This is a genomic window from Sediminicoccus sp. BL-A-41-H5 (assembly GCF_050632405.1).
Classification (GTDB): Bacteria; Pseudomonadota; Alphaproteobacteria; order Acetobacterales; family Acetobacteraceae; genus Roseococcus.
Window position 1 is genome coordinate 971,191 of sequence record NZ_CP192601.1, and the last position, 19,262, is coordinate 990,452.

The 19,262-nt window shown below is 71.0% G+C and carries 17 protein-coding genes; 7 read left to right on the plus strand and 10 right to left on the minus strand.

Features of this window, described 5'->3' with window-relative positions; genetic code table 11:
* Positions 1–36: 36 nt before the first annotated feature.
* Positions 37–825 (minus strand): SDR family oxidoreductase, encoded by a 789-nt coding sequence (locus tag ACQ860_RS04870; RefSeq protein ID WP_431302286.1) that lies wholly within the window; start codon positions 823–825, stop codon positions 37–39.
* 113 nt (positions 826–938) lie between these two features.
* Here ACQ860_RS04870 and ACQ860_RS04875 point away from each other — a divergent pair, with 113 nt between their 5' ends.
* A complete protein-coding gene (locus ACQ860_RS04875; protein WP_431302287.1) occupies positions 939–1,910 on the plus strand; it encodes a 2-hydroxyacid dehydrogenase in 972 nt (323 codons plus the stop codon).
* Here ACQ860_RS04875 and ACQ860_RS04880 read toward each other — a convergent pair.
* Positions 1,907–2,878, minus strand: a complete 972-nt coding sequence (locus ACQ860_RS04880; RefSeq protein WP_431302288.1) for a LysR family transcriptional regulator — start codon at positions 2,876–2,878, stop codon at positions 1,907–1,909. The genes ACQ860_RS04875 and ACQ860_RS04880 overlap by 4 nt on opposite strands.
* A gap of 119 nt (positions 2,879–2,997) precedes the next feature.
* Between ACQ860_RS04880 and ACQ860_RS04885 the strand changes: the two genes are divergently transcribed.
* From ACQ860_RS04885 to ACQ860_RS04900, 4 genes are all read left to right on the plus strand, one after another.
* Positions 2,998–3,960: a formylglycine-generating enzyme family protein gene (locus tag ACQ860_RS04885; protein ID WP_431302289.1), complete on the plus strand. Its 963-nt coding sequence runs from the start codon at positions 2,998–3,000 to the stop codon at positions 3,958–3,960.
* Positions 3,957–5,558 carry an arylsulfatase gene (locus tag ACQ860_RS04890; protein ID WP_431302290.1) on the plus strand — a complete coding sequence of 534 codons (1,602 nt, stop codon included), beginning with the start codon at positions 3,957–3,959 and terminating at the stop codon, positions 5,556–5,558. Before ACQ860_RS04885 ends, ACQ860_RS04890 begins: the two co-directional genes overlap by 4 nt.
* A 97-nt stretch (positions 5,559–5,655) precedes the next feature.
* Positions 5,656–6,636: an HAD family hydrolase gene (locus tag ACQ860_RS04895; RefSeq protein WP_431302291.1), complete on the plus strand. Its 981-nt coding sequence runs from the start codon at positions 5,656–5,658 to the stop codon at positions 6,634–6,636.
* A 14-nt stretch (positions 6,637–6,650) separates the two neighbouring features.
* Positions 6,651–7,232: a hypothetical protein gene (locus ACQ860_RS04900; protein ID WP_431302292.1), complete on the plus strand. Its 582-nt coding sequence runs from the start codon at positions 6,651–6,653 to the stop codon at positions 7,230–7,232.
* A gap of 3 nt (positions 7,233–7,235) precedes the next feature.
* Here ACQ860_RS04900 and ACQ860_RS04905 read toward each other — a convergent pair whose 3' ends face one another.
* Complete coding sequence (locus tag ACQ860_RS04905; RefSeq protein ID WP_431302293.1) at positions 7,236–9,548, minus strand: methyl-accepting chemotaxis protein; 2,313 nt, start codon at positions 9,546–9,548, stop codon at positions 7,236–7,238.
* Positions 9,549–9,672: 124 nt separating this feature from the next.
* On the opposite strand from ACQ860_RS04905, the gene ACQ860_RS04910 reads away from it, so the two are divergent.
* Both ACQ860_RS04910 and ACQ860_RS04915 read left to right on the plus strand, forming a co-directional pair.
* Positions 9,673–10,308, plus strand: a complete 636-nt coding sequence (locus ACQ860_RS04910) for a flavin reductase family protein (RefSeq protein WP_431302294.1) — start codon at positions 9,673–9,675, stop codon at positions 10,306–10,308.
* A gap of 58 nt (positions 10,309–10,366) precedes the next feature.
* Positions 10,367–12,028 (plus strand): ABC transporter permease, encoded by a 1,662-nt coding sequence (locus ACQ860_RS04915; RefSeq protein WP_431302295.1) that lies wholly within the window; start codon positions 10,367–10,369, stop codon positions 12,026–12,028.
* Between the two features lie 97 nt (positions 12,029–12,125).
* Here the strand turns inward: ACQ860_RS04915 and ACQ860_RS04920 are convergent, their stop codons facing one another.
* The 7 genes from ACQ860_RS04920 to ACQ860_RS04950 all read right to left on the minus strand — a co-directional run bounded on the left by ACQ860_RS04920 (position 12,126) and on the right by ACQ860_RS04950 (position 19,183).
* Entirely contained in the window at positions 12,126–13,292 is a 1,167-nt protein-coding gene (locus ACQ860_RS04920) for an acetate/propionate family kinase (protein WP_431302296.1), read from the minus strand.
* A 3-nt stretch (positions 13,293–13,295) separates the two neighbouring features.
* A complete protein-coding gene (locus tag ACQ860_RS04925) occupies positions 13,296–14,228 on the minus strand; it encodes a phosphate acetyltransferase (protein ID WP_431302297.1) in 933 nt (310 codons plus the stop codon).
* Positions 14,229–14,260: 32 nt separating this feature from the next.
* Positions 14,261–15,040, minus strand: a complete 780-nt coding sequence (gene fabI, locus ACQ860_RS04930; protein WP_431302298.1) for an enoyl-ACP reductase FabI — start codon at positions 15,038–15,040, stop codon at positions 14,261–14,263.
* Positions 15,040–17,361: a DUF3141 domain-containing protein gene (locus tag ACQ860_RS04935; RefSeq protein WP_431302299.1), complete on the minus strand. Its 2,322-nt coding sequence runs from the start codon at positions 17,359–17,361 to the stop codon at positions 15,040–15,042. The genes fabI and ACQ860_RS04935 overlap by 1 nt, the downstream gene beginning before the upstream one ends.
* Before the next feature lie 90 nt (positions 17,362–17,451).
* Positions 17,452–17,943 (minus strand): bacterioferritin, encoded by a 492-nt coding sequence (gene bfr, locus ACQ860_RS04940; RefSeq protein WP_431302300.1) that lies wholly within the window; start codon positions 17,941–17,943, stop codon positions 17,452–17,454.
* A 21-nt stretch (positions 17,944–17,964) separates the two neighbouring features.
* Complete coding sequence (locus ACQ860_RS04945; protein ID WP_431302301.1) at positions 17,965–18,135, minus strand: (2Fe-2S)-binding protein; 171 nt, start codon at positions 18,133–18,135, stop codon at positions 17,965–17,967.
* 25 nt (positions 18,136–18,160) lie between these two features.
* Positions 18,161–19,183 carry a Fe(3+) ABC transporter substrate-binding protein gene (locus ACQ860_RS04950; RefSeq protein ID WP_431302302.1) on the minus strand — a complete coding sequence of 341 codons (1,023 nt, stop codon included), beginning with the start codon at positions 19,181–19,183 and terminating at the stop codon, positions 18,161–18,163.
* Between the last annotated feature and the right edge of the window lie 79 nt (positions 19,184–19,262).

Below are 19,262 nucleotides of genomic sequence, written 5' to 3' on the forward strand. Positions count from 1 at the left end.
TCACGCCCTCGCTATCGCTCGGCCGATCAGACACGTTCACCACCCGCGCACCATCCCGCCATCGGTGCGCATGATGCTGCCCGTGATGTAGGCCGCCTGCTCGCTGCACAGGAAGGCCACCAGCGGGCCATATTCACCGGGCAGGCCATAGCGCCCGGCGGGGATCGTCTTGCTGCGCTCGGCGATCACCTCATCCACCGTCTTGCCCTGGCGCTTGGCAAGACTGGAGGCCGTCTCCAGCGAACGATCGGTGCGGATCGCGCCGGGCGCGACGATGTTGCAGGTGATGCCCTCATGCGCCACCTCGGCGGAGAGCGTCTTCATCCAGCCCATGATGCTGGCGCGCAGCGTGTTGCTCAGCACCATGTTGGGCAGCGGCTGCAGCATTCCGGTGCTGCCCACATTGATGATGCGGCCATATTTCCGCTCGCGCATGCCGGGCAGCAGGCGATTCGTGATCCGCACAGGCGAAAGCACGATACTCTGGAACCAGGTGCTGAGCAGCGCCTCCGTCACCTCCAGCGCCGGGCCGGGCGGCGGGCCGCCATGGTTCTGGATCAGGATGTCCACGCCGCCCATGGCCGCCACCGCGCCTTCGGCCAGCGCGTCCATCTGCTCGGGCTTCGAGACATCGGCCGGGATGCCGGTGCAGGAGGCCGCACCCGCCGCCACCAGCTCCTTGGCCGCCGCATCCAGGCTCGCCTGGTCGCGCCCGCTGATGACCAGCGCCGCGCCCTCGGCCGCCAGCGCATCCGCGATGGAACGCCCGAGGCCCTTCGAGGCCCCCATCACCAGCGCGCGCTTGCCCTTGAGCCCGAGATTCATGGTCCATTCCCCTGGAAAAAATCGTGCCTGACCCTGCCGCGCCGCGCCCCCTCTGGCAAGCCGCCGCGCGGCGGTTATGTTGCGCGTCCCCAGTGAATGACCAGGAACCGATCATGCCGAAGCCCGTGCTGCTCATCACCCGCAAGCTGCCCGACGCCATCGAGGCCCGCGCCGCGCGCGACTACGAGGTCCGGCTGAACCCCGATGACGCGCCCTGGTTCCGCGACGGCGCGGAGATCGCCAAGCGCGCCCAGGGTGCGGACGGCATCCTCTGCGCGGCGGGCGATCCGATGAACGCCGCAACCATCGCGGCCCTGCCCGCCTCGGTGAAGTGCATCGCGACCTTCAGCGTCGGCTACGACCACCTGGACGTGGCGGCCGCGAAGGCGCGCGGCATCACCTGCACCAACACGCCCGAGGTGCTGAGCTTCGCCACCGCCGAGACCGCGATGACGCTGATGCTCATGGCCGCCCGCCGCGCCGGCGAGGGTGAGCGCATGGTCCGCGCGGGCAAGTGGGAGGGCTGGGCGCCGACGCAGCTCATGGGTGTCACGCTCGAGGGCAAGAAGCTCGGCATCCTCGGCATGGGCCGCATCGGCCGCGAGCTCGCCGCCATGGCGCGCGGCTTCAGGATGGAAATCCATTACCGGGACATCAACCCGCTGCCGGCCGAGGCCGCACAGGGCGCCATCTACCACGACAATGACGACAGCTTCCTCAGCACCATCGACGTCATCTCCATGCATGTCCCGGGCGGCGATGCCACGCGCAAGTGGCTGAACGCCGAGCGCCTGGCCAAGATGAAGCCCGGTCACCTCGTCGTGAATTCCGGCCGTGGCGGCAGCGTGGATGACGCGGCGCTGGTCGCCTCGCTCACCTCCGGCCACACCCGCGCCGCCGGCCTCGACGTCTATGACGGCGAGCCCAAGGTGTTCCCGGGCTATTTCGTGCTTGAGAACGTGGCCCTGCTGCCGCATCTCGGCTCCGCCACCATCGAGGTGCGCGACGCCATGGGCCATCGCGCGCTGGAGAACCTCGACGCGGTGCTGATCCACAAGACGCCCGCGCCGCACGCCATCGGCTAGGCGCATCCGGCGGAAAGGCCGAGGGACGCGCAGATCTCGCGCCCCTCGCGCTCCGCCGCCGCGTCCGCATCGCGCAGCAGGTCGAGGAAGCCCTGCTCCGCCTCGCCCAGGCGGGGGCCGCGCAGGGTGAGGATGCCCGGGCGGATGCATACCCAGGGCTCTCGCCAGGGCAGCGTCACCACCTCGCCCCGCCGCAGCGCGCCGGCGGCGAGGCTGGCGGTCACCGCAGCCACCATTTCGGAATCAGCCACGAGGCGCAGCGCCACCGTCGGGCTTTCGTGCACCAGCGCGGGGAAGGCCGGATGGACCGCGCCGGCCTCGCGGGCCGCTTCCCGCGCCTTGAGCAGCGGCGCCTGCACCTCGCGCGGCGCGCGGCCGAGGAAGACGAGCGGATGCGCCATGATGGCGGCGAGCGTCACCCGCGGCAGCCGCGTGAGGGGGTGGCCCGGCCGCACCACGAAGAGCCCCGGCTGCGGCCGCAGCGCCTCCACCTCCAGCCCCGCATCGCTCTGGTGGCCGCGCAGGTCGAGCAGGCCGATCGGCGCCTCGCGTTCCAGCACGGCGCGCGCCACCTCGGTCCAGTTCGCGGCGGTGAGGCGCATCCGCACCTGCGGATACTGGCTGACCATCCGCCCCGCCGCGCTCAGCGCCAGGCCCTCCGCCAGGTAGCTGCCGGCGACGATGTTGAGGTCCCGCACCTGGCCGCCGCGCGCCTCGGCCAGATGGCGGTCGAGCCCGGCCATGCGCTCCAGGATGTCCCGCGCATCGGCCAGCACCGCGCGGCCGAGATCGGTCGTGATCGTGCCCCGGCCCGTGCGCTCGAAGAGCGGGCCGCGCAGCCGCGCCTCGATCGCGGCCAGCCCGCGCGTGACGGCGGAGGGCGCCATGGCCAGCGCGCGGGAGGCGCGCAGCAGGCTGCCATGCTCGTCAATGGCGATGATCAGGCGGAGGTCCCGGACATCGAGCATTTGCACCCTGAGCAATCGGAAATTGCCGAGCGATCATTACCCCCCAGTCGCGCTCCCCTGGCAAGCTCAATCCGGTGAGGACCACGCCGGATGAACCCTGACGCGAAGAAACGCGCGCGATGACCGAGACGCCGCCCGAGGGCATGCGCTGGATCCCCGGCGGCCGCTTCCGCATGGGCTCCGACCTGCATTACCCGGAGGAGAAGCCGGCACATGAGGCGCGGGTGGATGGCTTCTGGATGGACGCCACCACCGTCACCAACGCGGAATTCGCCGCCTTCGTCGCCACCACGGGCTACGTCACCGTGGCCGAACGCCCGCTCGACCCCGCGCAATATCCTGGCGCGAAGCCCGAATTGCTGGTGCCCGGCGCGCTGGTCTTCCACATGACCGACGGGCCCGTCGACACGCGCGACATCTCGCATTGGTGGCGCTGGACGCCGGGCGCGCAATGGCGCCGGCCGCATGGCCCAGCCAGCGACCTCGCCGGCTTCGAACAGCATCCCGTGGTGCATGTCGCCTTCGAGGATGCCGAGGCCTATGCGCGCTGGGCCGGCAAGGAGCTGCCCACGGAGGCCGAGTGGGAATTCGCGGCACGCGGCGGCCTGGATGGCGCGGAATTCGTCTGGGGCGATGAGCTGGCGCCCGGCGGGACGCATCTCGCCAACACCTGGCAGGGCCCCTTCCCCTGGCGCAACTTCGAGACGGATGGCTTCACCGGCACCGCGCCCGTCGCCTCCTACCCGGCCAATGGCTACGGCCTCCACGACATGGCCGGCAATGTCTGGCAATGGACGGCGGACTGGTTCGCCGCCCGCCACGCGGCCGACCCCGCCAAGCCCTGCTGCGCGCCGCAGAACCCTCGCGGCCCGGCGATGGCGGGCAGCTACGACCCGCGCCAGCCCGCCATCCGCATCCCGCGCCGCGTGGTGAAGGGCGGCAGCTTCCTCTGCGCGCCCAGCTATTGCCGCCGCTACCGCCCCGCCGCGCGGCACGCCCAGATGGTGGACACCGGCATGAGCCATATCGGCTTCCGCTGCATCCGCCGTCCCAAGAACCAGAACGGAGGAACCACATCATGACCGAGACCATCCGGCCCTCGCGCCGCAACATGCTGCTGGGCGGTGCCGCCGGCCTCGCCGCCACGGCGGCGCAGGGCGTGCAGCTCGCCCAGGCGCAAGCCCCCGCCCGGCCCGCCGCCGCGCCGCAGGGCCGCCCCAACATCCTGGTGATCTTCGGCGATGATGTGGGCTGGTCCAACATCAGCGCCTACAACATGGGGATGATGGGCTACCGCACGCCCAACATCGACCGCATCGCGCGCGAAGGCGCCATGTTCACCGATGCCTATGCCGAGAATTCCTGCACCGCCGGCCGCTCGGCCTTCATCACCGGGCAGAGCCCGGTGCGCACAGGCCTCTCCAAGGTGGGCCTGCCGGGCGCGGCCGAGGGCATGCGCGCGGAGGACCCCACCATCGCCGTGCTGCTCAAGGCCATGGGCTATGCCACCGGGCAATTCGGCAAGAACCACCTGGGCGACCGCGACGAGCATCTGCCCACCATGCACGGCTTCGACGAATTCTTCGGCAGCCTCTACCACCTGAACGCCGAGGATGAGCCGGAGAACCCCGACTATCCGCGCAACCCCGAATTCCGCCGCCAATACGCCCCGCGCGGCGTGCTGAAATCCTGGGCCAATGCGGACGGCACGCAGCGCATCGAGAACACCGGCCCGCTCACGATGAAGCGAATGGAGACGGTGGATGAGGAGTTCCTGGGGGCCGCGCTCGACTTCATGGACCGCTCGCACCGCGCGAACCGGCCCTTCTTCACCTGGTTCAACTCGACGCGCATGCATATCTGGACGCGGCTCAAGGAAGCCTCGCGCGGCGTCACCGGCCTTGGCGTCTATCCGGACGGCATGGTCGAGCATGACGGGCATGTGGGCCAGCTCCTGAAGAAGCTGGACGACCTCGGCATCACGCAGAACACCATCGTGCTCTACACCACGGACAACGGCGCCGAGGTGATGTCCTGGCCCGATGGCGGCTGCACCCCCTTCCGCGGCGAGAAGGCGACGGCCTGGGAGGGCGGCTTCCGGGTCCCCATGGCGATCCGCTGGCCCGGCCGGATCCAGCCCGGCCAGGTCATCAACGACATCTTCTCCCACCAGGACTGGCTGCCCACGCTGGTGGCCGCCGCCGGCGACCCCGACATCAAGCCCAAGCTGCTGGCTGGCCACCAGGCCGGGCGGCGCAGCTACAAGGTGCATCTGGACGGCTACAACCAGCTGCCCCTGCTCACCGGCAGCGGGCCGGCCGCGCGGCGGGAGATGTTCTACTTCACCGATGACGGCGACCTGGCCGCGCTGCGCTACGACCAGTGGAAGATCCATTTCCTGATCCAGGAGAACCATGGCCTGCGCGTCTGGGAGCGCGGTTTCACGACGCTGCGCATGCCCATGCTGTTCAACCTGCGCTCCGACCCCTTCGAGCGCGCGGATGAAAGCTTCGACTATGGCCGCTGGCGGGTGGAACGCGCCTTCGCCTTCGTGCCCGCGCAGCAATTCGTCGGGCAGTTCCTGGCCACCTTCCGCGAGTTTCCGCCGCGCCAGGCGCCGGGCAGCTTCAGCCTGGGCGATGCCATGTCCCGCCTGAGGACGGCCGCCGCCGGGCGGTGATTCTCGCGCGCCTTCGCGGCCCGGGCCGTGGGGGCGTGCCGAGCCGGCGGGCGCGCCTCACGGCGCCCGCCGGCCCCACAACGGAAGGAGGCCACCGATGCGCCTTGCCCGCCGTTCGCTCGCCGCCCTGTCGTTGGCCATCGCCCCGGCCCGGGCGCAGACGGACCCCCTGCCCTCCTGGCGCGAGGGCCCGCGCCGCCGCGCGATCCTCGACTTCGTCGCCGCCGTGACCACGCCGGGCACGGCGGATTTCGTGCCGCCGCCCGAGCGCATCGCCACCTTCGACAATGACGGCACGCTATGGGTGGAGCAGCCCGTCTACACGCAGCTCCTCTTCGCGCGGGATCGGCTGCGCGCCCTGGCGCCGACCCATCCGGACTGGGCGCAGGACGCGCTGCTCAACGCAGCGCTGGCGGGCGACATGCCGGCCGTGCTGGCCGGCGGCAGCGCGGGCATCCTCAGGCTGCTGGGCCTGGCGCTGGGGGGCCTCTCGCCCGATGCCGGCCGGCGGCTCGCGGCCGAATGGCTCGCCACCGCGCGGGATGCGCGCTGGGGCCGCCCCTACACCGCGCTGGTCTACCAGCCCATGCTGGAGGTGCTGGCCCTGCTGCGCGCCCATGGCTTCAAGACCTTCATCGTCTCGGGCGGGGGCGTGGAGTTCGTGCGCGCCTTCTCGGAAACCGCCTATGGCATCCCGCCGCACCAGGTGGTGGGATCGAGCTTCGCGCTCCAGCCGGGGCAGGCCGATGGCCGCATCACGCTGACGATGGAGCCGCGCGTGGATTTCGTGGATGACGGACCGGGCAAGCCGGTCGGCATCGCCCGCTTCATCGGCCGCCGCCCCATCGCCGCCTTTGGCAATTCGGATGGCGACTGGCACATGCTGCGCTACACGACGGAAGGCGCGGGACGGCGCCTCGGCATGATCATCCATCACGACGACGCCGCGCGCGAATACGCCTATGACCGGCAGAGCCATGTGGGCCGGCTGGCCCGCGGGCTGGATGACGCGCCGGCGCGGGGCTGGCACGTCGCCTCCATGCGGCAGGACTGGGCCCACATCTTCCCGGGGGCTTGAGCAGGAGAGACGAGATGAAGGTGATCGGACAGGCGCTGATGGACGGCGCCCTGGTGGTGCTGCCGCTCGGCGCCGTCGCGCTGCTGGTGCTGGGCATCGTGCACCGGCTGCAGGCGATGGCGGACCCGCTCTCCAGCACCTATGTCCACCCGGCCCTCGTCGCCGTGCTGCTCCTGCTGCTGCTCTGCGCGCTGGTGGGCGTGCTGGTGCGCTCGGCCACGGGCCGGCACGCGCGGCGGCTGCTGGAGACGGGGCTGCTCGAATGCATTCCGGGCTATCGCCTGGCCCGCGCCTTCGCCGCTGAAGGGCCGCTCATGGGCCCCGGGGGCGGCCAGAATGGCCGCTCCCTCCGCCCGGCGCTCGCGCAAATCGAGGAGGGGCTCTGCCCCGCCCTCGTCATGGATGAATTCGCCGATGGCCGGCTGATGGTCTTCGTTCCCGGCTCGCCCGCGCCCATGTCGGGCGCGATCTACATCTTCACGCCTGAAAAGGTGGAGCTGCTCGACGTGCCCCTCATGCCCTTCCTGCGCGGCATCTCCTCCTGGGGCCTGGGCCTGCGCGAGATGATCGAGGCCGAGGCCGCCCGGCGGCGGTGAGGGTCAGGCCGCCCGCACCTGCTTCAGGAACTCGGCCGATTTGTCGCGCAACAGCCCCGCCTGCTGCGCGAGATCGTTCGAGGCGTTCAGCACCTCGCCCGCCGAACGGCCCGTCTCGCCCGAAGCCGCGCGCACATCCTCGATGCGCCGCGCGACCGCGCCCGTGCCCTCCGCCACCAGCGCGGCGCTGCGGGCGATCTCGCGCGTGGCGGCTCCCTGCTCCTCCACCGCGGCGGCGATGGCGGCCGTCACCTCGTTCATGCGCTCGATGGTCGCGGTGATGGAGCGCAGCGCGCCCACCGCCTCGCCGGTGCTGCCCTGGATGCCGCCGATCTGGCCCGCGATCTCCTCGGTCGCCTTGGCGGTCTGCGCGGCGAGGCTCTTCACCTCGCTCGCCACCACGGCGAAGCCCTTGCCGGCATCGCCCGCCCGCGCCGCCTCGATGGTGGCGTTCAGCGCCAGCAGGTTGGTCTGGCCCGCGATGTCGCTGATCAGGCGCACCACATCGCCGATCTTGGCCGCCGCCTGAGCGAGGCCCTGCACCGTGCCGTCCGTCGCGCGCGCCTCATCCGCCGCTGCGCGCGCCACCTCCGCCCCCTCGGCCACCTGGCGCGTGATCTCGGCGACGCTCGCCGCCAGCTCCTCCGCACTCGCCGCCACGGCCTGCACATCGGCGCCGGCGCGCTGCGACACTTCGGAGACCGCCTCCGCCTCGCGGCCCGAAGTCTCGGCCGCGCCGGTCAGCGCGTGGGCGGATTGCTGCATCTGCCCGGCGGCGGCGGCCACCGCATCCACCACGCCGCCCATCTCCGCCTCGAAGCGGTCGGCCAGGCGGGCCTGGCCGGTGACGAGCTGCCAGCACAGCATGGGCCCGACATAGGCGCCGGCGCGGTCGCGGATCGCGGTGATGTTGAGGTCCAGCACCTCGCCGCCCGTGCTGATCCGCGCGCGGTGCGGCAGGCGGGTGCCATCGGCCAGCATCCCTGGCTGCAGCGCAGGGTCGCCGTCCAGGATCGAGACCTCCTGGCCCGTCAGGGCCTCGGCCTGCACCGGCAGCACATGCTCGATCCGCCGCATCAGTTCCCGCGCCTCGGGGTTCAGGTAGGTGATGCGCAGCTCCTCCTTCGGATCGGCCATCATGACGCCGAGCGGCATCTGCTCCAGCATCTGCTGCCGTGCGAAGGCCTGCGCCACCTCGCCCCGCAGCCCCTCCAGCGCGACGGCGATCTGGCCGATCTCGTCCCGGCGGTCCTGGTCGGGCACCGCGCGCGTGGTATCGCCCCCGGCGATCTCCCGGACCGCGGCGGCGATGCGGCCGAGCGGCGTGCCGATGGCGCGCGCCGTCAGCCAGCCGGAGATGGCGAGCAGGAGGGCAACGACCGCGCCGATGATCCACACGCTGCGCTCCAGTGACGCCATGGCCGCGCGGGCGGCGGCGGCGTTCTGCACCGCCTCGGCCTCCAGCGCCGCATTCGCCGCGCCCAGCGCCGTGGCCGTCCGTTCCCGGGCCGGCGTGTTGCGGGTGTTGCGCAGCTCCTGGATGCGGCTGGCCAGCGCCATCACCCCATCCGCCTGCTCGGCCAGGGCGAGGCCGGTCGTCGTCAGGCGCTCCATGTCGGCCTTCACGGGATCCGGCGCGGCGGAGGTGAGGCGGCGGGCATGCACCCGCGCCTGGGAGGCGGCGCGGCGGGTACGGGTGGCCGCCGCCGTGTCATCGGTGGCGAGGTAGCGCTGCAGGCTGAGCCGCACCTCGTTCACCGCCTGGACGAAGGTGGTCATGATGTCGCGCAGCTCATCGCGCGCATCGCCCTCGACGCCGAATTGCAGGTTGGCGGCGGCGGCCTCCAGCGCCTGGTCGAATTCGGCGAAGCGGGGGAAGAAATCGGCGTCGCGCTTCTGGATCAGCTCGCGCCGGGCCTCCACGGTGGCCCGCACGGCCGAGGCGAATTCGGCGAAATCGCGCTGCGTCGTCTCCAGCGGCGCGATGGCGGCGGCGGCGGCACTCTCCCGCGCCCGCGTCAGCGCCTGCGTCACGGCGGTCAGGCTCTCCTCCATCAGCGCCGCCTCGGCGGCCAGTCGCTGGGGCTGGTTGGCGAGCAGCGCGCCGCGCTGGGCGTTGTTCGCCTCCATCAGGTGACGTCCGGCCTCGAAGGCGGCGAAGCGTGCGGCGGCGGCGCGGCGCTCGGCCGCCTGCTGCTCCGTCACCATGGCATTCTCGCGCGTGACGAGGCCGATGAGCACGCCCAGCAGCAAGAGGGCGACGCCGGCGCTGAGGGCCAGTTTTCGGCCGACGGACAAATTCCGGAAGAAGCGCATGGGAAGGATTCTCCTTGTCCGTTCCAGTCTCCGGCATCGGCACTTAAGGTCCGGTGAACGCCCCCTCGACAGATCGGCGCCCCGCGCTCAATTTGCCGGCACCCCATCCGGAAGGCCGCGCCCCATGCTCTTCGACTTCGAAACCCTCCCCACCGCCGACCGCTACAAGCTCATCGTCTCGACCGTGGTGCCGCGCCCCATCGCCTGGGTGGTGAGCCAGGACGAGGCGGGCGTGGTGAACGCGGCCCCCTATTCCTTCTTCAACGCCTTCTCGGACGACCCCGTCGTCATCGGCATCGGCTGCGGGCCCAAGCCCTCCGGCGCCACCAAGGACACGCTGGCCAACATCAAGGCCGTGGGCGAGTTCGTCGTCTGCCTCGTGCCGCAGTCGCACCTGCCGCAGATGAACATCACCGCCACCGATTTCGGCCCCGAGGTGGATGAGCTGGAGGAGGCGAAGCTCACCAAGATCCCCTCCAGCAAGATCCGCGTGCCGCGCATCGGCGAGAGCCCGGTGGCGCTGGAATGCAAGACCTTCCAGCTGGTCCCCGTCGGCCACCACACCATCGTGCTGGGGCGCGTCGTCGCCATGCATGTCCGCGACGACGCGGTGATGGACGAAGCGAAGCGCTACATCGACACCCCCAAGCTCGACCTGGTGGGCCGCATGCATGGCCGCGGCTGGTACACCCGGACGACGGACCGGGTGGAGGTGCCGCGCATCAGCCTCGCCGAATGGGAAGCGGCCAAGAAGGGCTGACCGCCGCCCGGCTTTGCTGTAGGACTGCGCCGCAGATGAGAATGCGTCGCAACTCACCATGAGCGTCACCACCAGCGCAGCCCCCCTGGCCGCCGCCCCCGCGCGCCGTGTCCCTCTCTGGGCGCGGCTGACGCTCGGCGTGGCGGGGATCATCCTGCTGCCCATCGCCGCGGTGCTGGCCGCCGCCATCGCCCCCGCGGGCGAGGCCTGGCTGCACATCTGGCGCACCTCGCTGGCCGAGATGCTGGGCACCACCGCGGCGCTGGCGCTGCTGGTGGCGCTCATGGCGGGCAGCGCGGGGGCCATCACCGCCTGGCTCGTCACCGCCTGCGAGTTCCGCGGCCGTGCCTTCCTGCAGGTGGCGCTGCTGCTGCCGCTCGCCATGCCCGCCTATGTCAGCGGCTATGCCTGGACCTGGCTGATGGATGTGGCGGGGCCGGTGCAATCGAGCCTGCGTGGGGCCACGGGCTGGCGCTACGGCGACTACTGGTTCCCGGAGATGCGCAGCCTGCATGGCGCGGCCCTGGTGCTCGCCATGGTGCTCTACCCCTACGTCTACCTGCTCTGCCGTTCGGCCTTCCTCGCGCAGTCCACCTGCCTGGTCGAGGTCTCGCGCACGCTTGGCCATTCGCTCTCGCGCTGCTTCTGGCGGGTCGCGCTGCCGCTCGCGCGGCCGGCGCTGGTGGCCGGCCTCGCGCTCGTGCTGATGGAGACGCTCGCCGATTTCGGGACGGTGCAGCATTTCGGCCTGCGCACCTTCACCACCGGCATCTACGAGGCCTGGTTCGGCATGGGCGATCGCGGCGCCGCGAGCCAGCTCGCCGCCGCCCTGCTCTTCTGCGTGGCCCTGCTGCTGGCGCTGGAGCAGGCGAGCCGCGGCGGGCGGCGCTTCCACCCGATGACCACGCGCCACGCGCCCTTCCGGCCCGTGCAGCTCACCGGCTGGAAGGGCGCGCTGGCGGCGCTGGGCTGCGCCCTGCCGCTGCTGCTGGGCTTCGTCATCCCGGGCGGCGCGCTCTTCGCGCTGATGATCGAGGCGGGCGACCCGCTTTCCCCCTCGCGCTTCCTGCCGTTTCTCACGCATTCGCTGACGCTGGCGGCCATCACAGCGGCGCTCGCCGTGCTGCTGGCCGCCTGGCTGGCCTGGGCGGCGCGGCTTTATCCGAGCGCCACCGCGCGCTGGGCGAACCGGGCGGCGGGCCTGGGCTACGCCATCCCGGGCTCGGTCATCGCGGTGGGGACGCTGGTGCCCTTCGGCATCTTCGACAATGCGCTGGATTCCTGGCTGCGCGCGAGCTTCGGCGTGAGTTCCGGCCTGCTGCTCTCGGGCACCATCGCCGCACTCGTCTTCGCCTATCTCGTGCGCTTCCTGGGGGTCGCCCTCTCCTCCGTCGAGAGCGGGCTGGCGCGGCTCAAGCCCAGCTTCCAGGCGGCCGCGCGCTCGCTCGGCTGCGGCCCGGGCGAGGCGGTGTGGCGCGTGGAGCTGCCCCTTTCGCGCGGCGCGCTGCTGACGGCGGGAATCCTCGTCTTCGTGGACACGATGAAGGAATTGCCCGCGACGCTGATCGTCCGTCCCTTCGATTTCGACACGCTGGCGGTGCGCGTCTACAACCTCGCCTCCGACGAGCGGCTGGCCGAGGCCAGCACCTCGGCGCTGCTCATCGTTCTGGCCGGTCTGCTGCCGGTCTATGCGCTGACGCGGGCGATGAAGCGGAGCTAGAGCATGATGCGTTGAGGCGGAAACGCCGAAACGCTGAATCATCCTCTCAGTGAAAGGCTGGACCGCGCGCAGTGAACGCCTGCGAACGCAGCGCGGTCTAGGCCAGAAGTTCCGCGACGTGGCGGGCGATCATGCCCTCCTCGTCGGTGGGCACCACCCAGGCCGAGACGCGCGCGCCATCCGCGCTGATCCGCCCCTCCCCCGCCGCATTCCGCGCCGTATCGAGCGTCAGGCCGAGCCAGGCGCAGCCCACCGCCACCTCCGCACGCGTGGCCGCGTCGTTCTCGCCGATGCCGGCGGTGAAGACCAGCGCATCCAGCCCGCCCAGGGCCGCGGCCAGCGAGCCGATCTCGCGGAGGATGCGATGCACGAAGAGGGCGATGGCGTGGCCAGCCGCGGGCGCGTCGGAAGCCCGCAGCGCACGCATGTCGGACGAGATGCCGGAGACGCCGAGCAGCCCGGCTTCCTTGTAGATCAGCGCCTCCAGCGCGCGCGCATCCATCCCCTCGCTGTCCATCAGATGGATCAGCACACCCGGGTCCAGCGCGCCGCAGCGCGTGCCCATCATCAGCCCGTCGCAGGCGGTGAAGCCCATGGTGCTGGCGATGCTGCGCCCGCCCCGCATGGCGCAGAGGCTCGCTCCATTGCCGAGATGCGCAACGATGACGCGCGCATCCGCGAGGCCCAGCGCAGGCAACCGCGTCGCGATGTATTCGTAGGAGAGGCCATGGAAGCCGTAGCGGCGGATGCCGGCCTCCGTCATGCGGCGCGGCAGGGCGAATTCCTGGACCAGCGGCGCCTGGCTGCGATGAAACGCCGTGTCGAAGCAGGCCACCTGCGGCAGCCCGGGCACGAGCTCCGCCAGCGCGCGGATGGGGGCCAGGTTGTGCGGCTGGTGCAGCGGCGCGAGCGGCGAGAGGGTGGCCAGCCGCTCCAGGATGGCGGGCGTCACCATGACCGGCCCCGCGAAATCCAACCCGCCATGCACCACGCGATGCCCGGCCGCGAGGACCCGCGCGCCGCCCAGCGCCTCGCGCTCCAGGGCCAGCATCTCGCCAATGGCGCGGGCATGGTCGAAGCCCTCGGCCGGCCAGTCGCGTTCCAGCACCGTCTCGCCGGCCGCGTCGCGCAGGCGCAGGCGCGGCGCGGTCCCGATTCCCTCGATCAGCCCGCGCAGATGCGCGGCGAAGGGCGGGCGCGTCTCATGCAGCCCGAACTTGATGCTGGAGGAGCCGGCATTCACCACCAGGAAGAATTCAGCCATCCCTCAGTCGCCCAGTGCGCGCGCCGGCATGGTCCGCCGCCCCGCTGCCACCAGCGCCGCGATGGCGCAGGAGGCGATGCGCGTCACCTGGCTGTCGGCCCGGCTCGTCAGGATGATCGGCACCCGCGCGCCGACCACGATGCCCGCCGCCTGCGCCCCGGCCAGGAAGGTGAGGCTCTTGGCCAGCATGTTCCCGGCCTCGAGGTCGGGCACGATCAGCACATTGGCGCGGCCCGCCACGGGCGAGACGATCTTCTTGATCGCCGCCGCATCCGGATCGATGGCGTTGTCGAGCGCCAGCGGCCCGTCCAGCACGCCGCCCGTGATCTGCCCGCGATCGGCCATCTTGCACAGCGCCGCAGCCTCGATGGTGCTGGGCACGGCCGGGTTGACCGTCTCCATCGCCGAGAGGATGGCGACCCGCACCTGTTGGAAGCCCAGGGCATGCGCGAGGTCTATGGCGTTCTGCGTGATGTCCGCCTTCTCGGCCAGCGTGGGCGCGATGTTCACCGCGGCGTCGCTGATGATGAGCGGATCGGGATGGCCGGGCACATCCATCACGAAGCAGTGGCTGACGCGGCGCTTGGTGCGCAGCCCTTCCCTCGCCACCACCGGGCGCATCAGCTCATCCGTGTGCAGGCTGCCCTTCATCAGCGCCTCGGCCCGGCCCTCACGCACGAGGCCGACGGCGATCTCGGCCGCGGCGTCGCTGTGCGGCGCGTCCACCTGCTCGATGCCGTCCAGGCTGACACCGGCGGCCTGCGCGGCCGCCGCGATCTTCGCCTGCGGCCCGACCAGGATCGGCATGATGATGCCCGCCTGCATCGCCTCGATGGCGCTCAACAGCGAGGTCGCGTCGCAGGGATGCGCGACGGCCACGCGGGTCGGCGGCAGCTGCGCGCAGGCGGTGATCAGGCGGTCATAGCGGGAGGTCATGCGATGTCTCAGGCAACGATGCTGGCGCCCTCTCAGGCGACGATGTTGGCGCCGCCATCCACATAGATGGTGCCCCCCGTGACGCGCCGCGCATAGGGAGTGGCGAGATAGGCGCAGGCGAAGCCCACATCCATGATGTCGGCCAGTTCGCCCATCGGCGCGCGCTCGGCCGCTTCCGCCAGCAGCAGCTCGAAATCCTTGAGGCCCGAGGCGGCGCGCGTCTTGAGCGGCCCGGGCGAGATCGCATGCACGCGGATGCCCTGGGGTCCCAGCTCATGCGCGAGGTAGCGGCAGGAGGCCTCCAGCGCCGCCTTCACCGGGCCCATCACGTTGTAGTTGGGCACGACGCGGGCCGCGCCGTAATAGCTCATCGCGAACATGGAGCCGCCCTCGGTCATCAGCGGCGCCGCCAGCTTCGCCATGCGGACGAAGGAATGGCAGGAGATGTCCATGGCCTTCGCGAAGCCCTCCGCCGAGCAGTTCAGCAGGCCGCCCTGGAGGTCCTCCTTCGGCGCGAAGGCGATGGAATGCACCAGGATGTCGAGGCGGCCCCAGCGGCGGGTGATCTCCTCGAAGACCGCCTCCAGCTGGCCGGGCACGGAGACATCGAGGGGTGCCAGGATCTCCGCCCCCAGCGCCTCGGCATGCGGGGCCACATGCGGCCGCGCCTTCTCGTTCAGGTAGGTGATGGCAAGATCGGCGCCCAGCTCCCGGAACGCCTTGGCGCAGCCATAGGCGATGGAGTGCTCGTTCGCGACGCCGACGACCAGCGCGCGCCGGCCCTTGAGGACCGGGCTCGGGGGGGCCTGCATCAGCCGCGCCCCCGCGGGCGGCGCGGCCCGGGCGCGGGCGTTGCGGCCTTGCGCGGACGGGCCGTGCGGGGCAGCGCGGCGCGCTTGGGCTCCGGTGGCGAGGGCTCCGGCTTGGCGAACCGGGGCGCGGGCGATTCCAGCGCCGGCGTCGCCGCGCCGAACATGGCGGCGAGCGCTTCAAGCCGCGCCTGCCCCTCCGCGGAGAGCGCGCCCTGCGCCAGCACCACCGCGCGCAACGCGGCGAAGGCCTTGGCGCGCAGCGCGGCATCCTGGGGCAGCAGCTCCGGCAGGGTCGCCAGCGCGCGCGCCTCATCCATGCGGAGCAGCTGCGCCTGGTCGCGCACCAGCTCGCGGAATTGCGGCAGCGTGAGGCGGATCTCGCGCGGCTGGGCCGCACGCAGCGCCTCGATGACATGCGCCGCGCGTTCATCGAAGCCGCGCTCGCCACGCAGGACATGGATCAGGCCGCGCAGCATCGCCTCGGGCAGCCCGCCCTCGGCCATGCGGCGCGCGAGGGCGGCGGCGGCGCGTTCGGCCGCAGCCTCGCGCACCAGATCCCGCGCCACGCGGCGTCCCGTGCGGCCCGTCTCGGCGCCCAGGCCCACCAGCGCCTGCAGCAGCGGCGAGCCGTAGGTGGAGAGGAAGACCGCCTCCTTCATCGCGTCACGCGCGTCGCGATACGCATCCAGCGCGCGCACCACGCCATCGGAGAATTGGCGCTCCATCGCCAGCAGCGGATTCTCCGGCTCCACCGGCCGGCGATCCTGGCGCACCGCCTCGGCCATCGCGGGAAGGGCGGCGAGGAATGGATTGCGGCTCGAAAACATCCCGAAGCGCAGGCGGTGCGGATGCAGCGCCCGCAGCGCTTCCGCCGATTGCGGCGTGCTCATCGCGCGCAGGGCGGGGGCCATGAACTGCGCGTAGAGACCGCGATTGATCTCGGAGACGCGCGCCACCGTCTCGAAGCGCCGCTGGTCCGCCGCGTCGTTGCCGCCCATGGCGCGCAGATCGTCCAGGCCGCGCCCCTCCAGCCGGAACAGGTATCTGCCCTGGATCAGCTCGGGGTTCGCCGTGTCCTCGTCCACCTCGGTGATCACCGCCTCGTAGAGGCCGGGCGGCAGCATCTCGATCATGTCCATGCAGTTGGTGAAGCGGCCATGCTCGCGGCTCGCCACCTGCCCGGAGACGAAGATGCCGAGATGCCCGATCGTCTGGTGCACGGTGTAGACGACCGTCTGACCGGCCGCGCGCAGCTCCTCATCCGTGTCGTAGAGGTCGGTCAGCCAGCCCAGCGCCTGCTGCGGCGGCGTGATGTCATCCCCCCAGGAGCAGAAGACGATGATCGGCCCGCCGATGTTGCGCAGGTCCATCCGCCGCCCGTCGCGCGCGGTGATGGCGGCGGCCGAGAGCTTGTTGCCGATGAAGAGCTCATCCACGATGAACTGCATCTCCTCGGCGTTCAGCGTGACGGGGTTGCCCCACCAGCTCTCGAAATCGAGGAAGCGCGCGGCCTCCGTGTCCACCTTGGAATAGAGGCTGTAGAGCTTCTTCCACCAGGTATTGGCCGGGTTCAGCCCCTCGAAATTGGCGATGAGGTTGGCGCCGTCGAAGACGCCATGACCGAGGTCGCCGCTCATCGCCGTGAGCCAGCTGCCGCCATAGAGGCCGCCCGTGTAGCGCATCGGGTTCTTCCCCCGCACGCCCGCCCAGTAGGAGAGCGGCGCGCCAGCCAGCAGGATGGGGCCCGGGAGCTCGGGGTTGAGGCTCGCCATCATCATGACCTGCCAGCCCGCCTGGCAATTGCCGATCAGGCACGGCCTGCTCTCCGCCTCCGGGTGGCGGGCGATGACGGTCTCGACGAAATGCGCTTCCGCCGCGCAGACATCCTCGATCGTCTGGCCGGGCACGGGGTCGGGCAGGAAGCCCACGAAATAGCAGGGATGCCCGGCAGCGAGTGCGACGCCGATCTCGCTCTCCTGCTTCATGCCGCCGATGCCCGGGCCATGGCCCGCGCGGGGGTCGAAGACGATGAAGGGGCGCTTGGCCGCGTCCACCGTCACACCCTTCGGCGGCACGATGCGGACCAGGCCATAATTCACCGGGCGGGCAAGCTGGCGGCCATCCACCAGCACCTCCACCTCGAAGGTGAGGACGTGCGGCGCGGTGGCGCGCGCGCGCTCGATCTGGTTGTCGCCGCGCTGCCGCAGCGCGTCGAGGGTGAGGATGGCGCGCTGCGCCGCATCCAGCCAGTAATCCTGGATGGCGCCGAAGGGCCAGAAGATGGGGGGCGCGTCTGGACGCGGGGGAAGATCATCCGGCATGGCTGGCTCCTCGCTCGGCACCCCGAGGGGCGCCGAGGAGGGTTTTCACCCAGCCCATGCTGCGATGCAACATAAAAGCCGTGGGAAGGCTCAGCCGTGCTGTTCCGGGGCGGCCGCGCTGTTGAGCTGGATGTAGTTCTCGAGCCCCATCTGGCGGATCATGTCGAACTGCGTCTCGAGGAAATCCTCGTGCTCCTCCTCATTGGCGAGGATGGCCTTGAGCAGGTCGCGGCTCACATAGTCGCGCACGCCCTCGCAATGGGCGATGCCCTCGCGCAGGTCCGCGAGGGCCTTCACCTCCAGCTTGAGGTCGCATTCCAGGACCTCCTTCACATTCTGGCCGATGAGGATGGGGTTCAGCCGCTGCACATTGGGCAGGCCGCCGAGGTAGAGGATGCGCTTGATGAGGTCATCGGCGTGCTTCATCTCCTCGATGCTCTCGGCGTATTCGTGCTTGGCGAGCTTGGTGACACCCCAGTCATCCAGCATGCGGGCATGCAGGAAATACTGGTTGATGGCCGTCAGCTCGTTGGTGAGCTGGATGTTCAGGTGCTCGATGACCTTGGGGTCGCCCTTGGGCATGCGCTGTCCTTCGTTCCTGTTTCAGCCCCTGGTTGAGCCTTCCTTCAAAATTTGCACAATCGTGGGCGCGCAGCAACCACATTGCGCGCGGCCGCCGCAGCAGGCGTAGACCTCGGCCGGGCGGGATGCGCCCTGCGCGATGGCGGCCCGCACGTCGCCATCGCTCATGCCATTGCAGAGGCAGATCACCATGGCCCCGCGCCCTCCCGGGCGACCATCAGCGCCAACCCGCCCGCTGCATGATCCGCAGCGCCTCGGGCGAGAGCGCGCCGATGCGCGCGGCGTTCAGCTGGTCCTGCTTGAAGGCCCCGAGGCCGCGCAGGAAGGCGCTGGGCTGGGCGTCGGCCACCACCGGATATTCGCTGTTGCCGTCGGCGAAGATGGACTGCGCCGCCTGGCCGCTCATGTATTCCAGGAAGGCCACCGCCGCCTCGCGGTTCGGCGCGGTGCGGACGACGCCCGCGCCCGAGATGTTCACATGCGTGCCGCGGTCACCCTGGTTCGGGAAGAGCACGGCCATCTTCTCGGCGATGGCGCGATCCTCGGCGCGCTGCGACCGCGCGAGGTTGCCCAGGTAATAGGTGTTGGAGATGGCAAGCCGCCCCTGCCCGGCGGCGGCCGCGCGGATCTGGTCGGTGTCGCCGCCGGCGGGCGGGCGGGCCAGGTTGGCGGCGATGCCGCGCGCCCAGGCCTCGGTCGCCTCGGCGCCATTGGCGGCAAGCATGCTCGCCGTCCAGCCGATCGAGTAGATGTTGCCGGAGGAGCGCGTGACCACCATGCCGCGATATTCCGGCTTGGCGAGGTCCTCGTAGCGGGTGAGGCCGGCGGGCAGGCCGATCGTCTTGTCGTACATCACGACGCGCGCACGCATCGAGAAGCCGAACCAGTGCCCGTCAGGGTCGCGCAGATGGGCCGGGATGCGGCTCTGGAGCACGGCGGAATCCACCCGCTGGAGCACGCCCGCCTCCTGCGCGCGGGAGAGGCGGCCGGCATCCACGGTGATCAGCACATCGGCCGGGCTATTGGCACCCTCGGAGCGGATGCGCTCCAGCAGCTGGTCGGCATTGGCCTCGATCAGGCGGATGCGGACGCCGCTCTGGCGGGTGAAGCCGTCATACAGCTCCCGATCAGTGTCGTAGTGGCGGGAGGAATAGAGGCTCAGCACCCGCTCCTGCGCGCGGAGCAGGGCGGGCGTGAAGAGGGAGGCGGTGGTGGCGGCGAGCAGGCTGCGGCGGTGCATGGCGTTCCCTGTGGGTGGAGGTGTCTGGGCGCTGGTTATCGCAACTGAGAACCACTCGCAAGTCTATTTGCGAATGTTT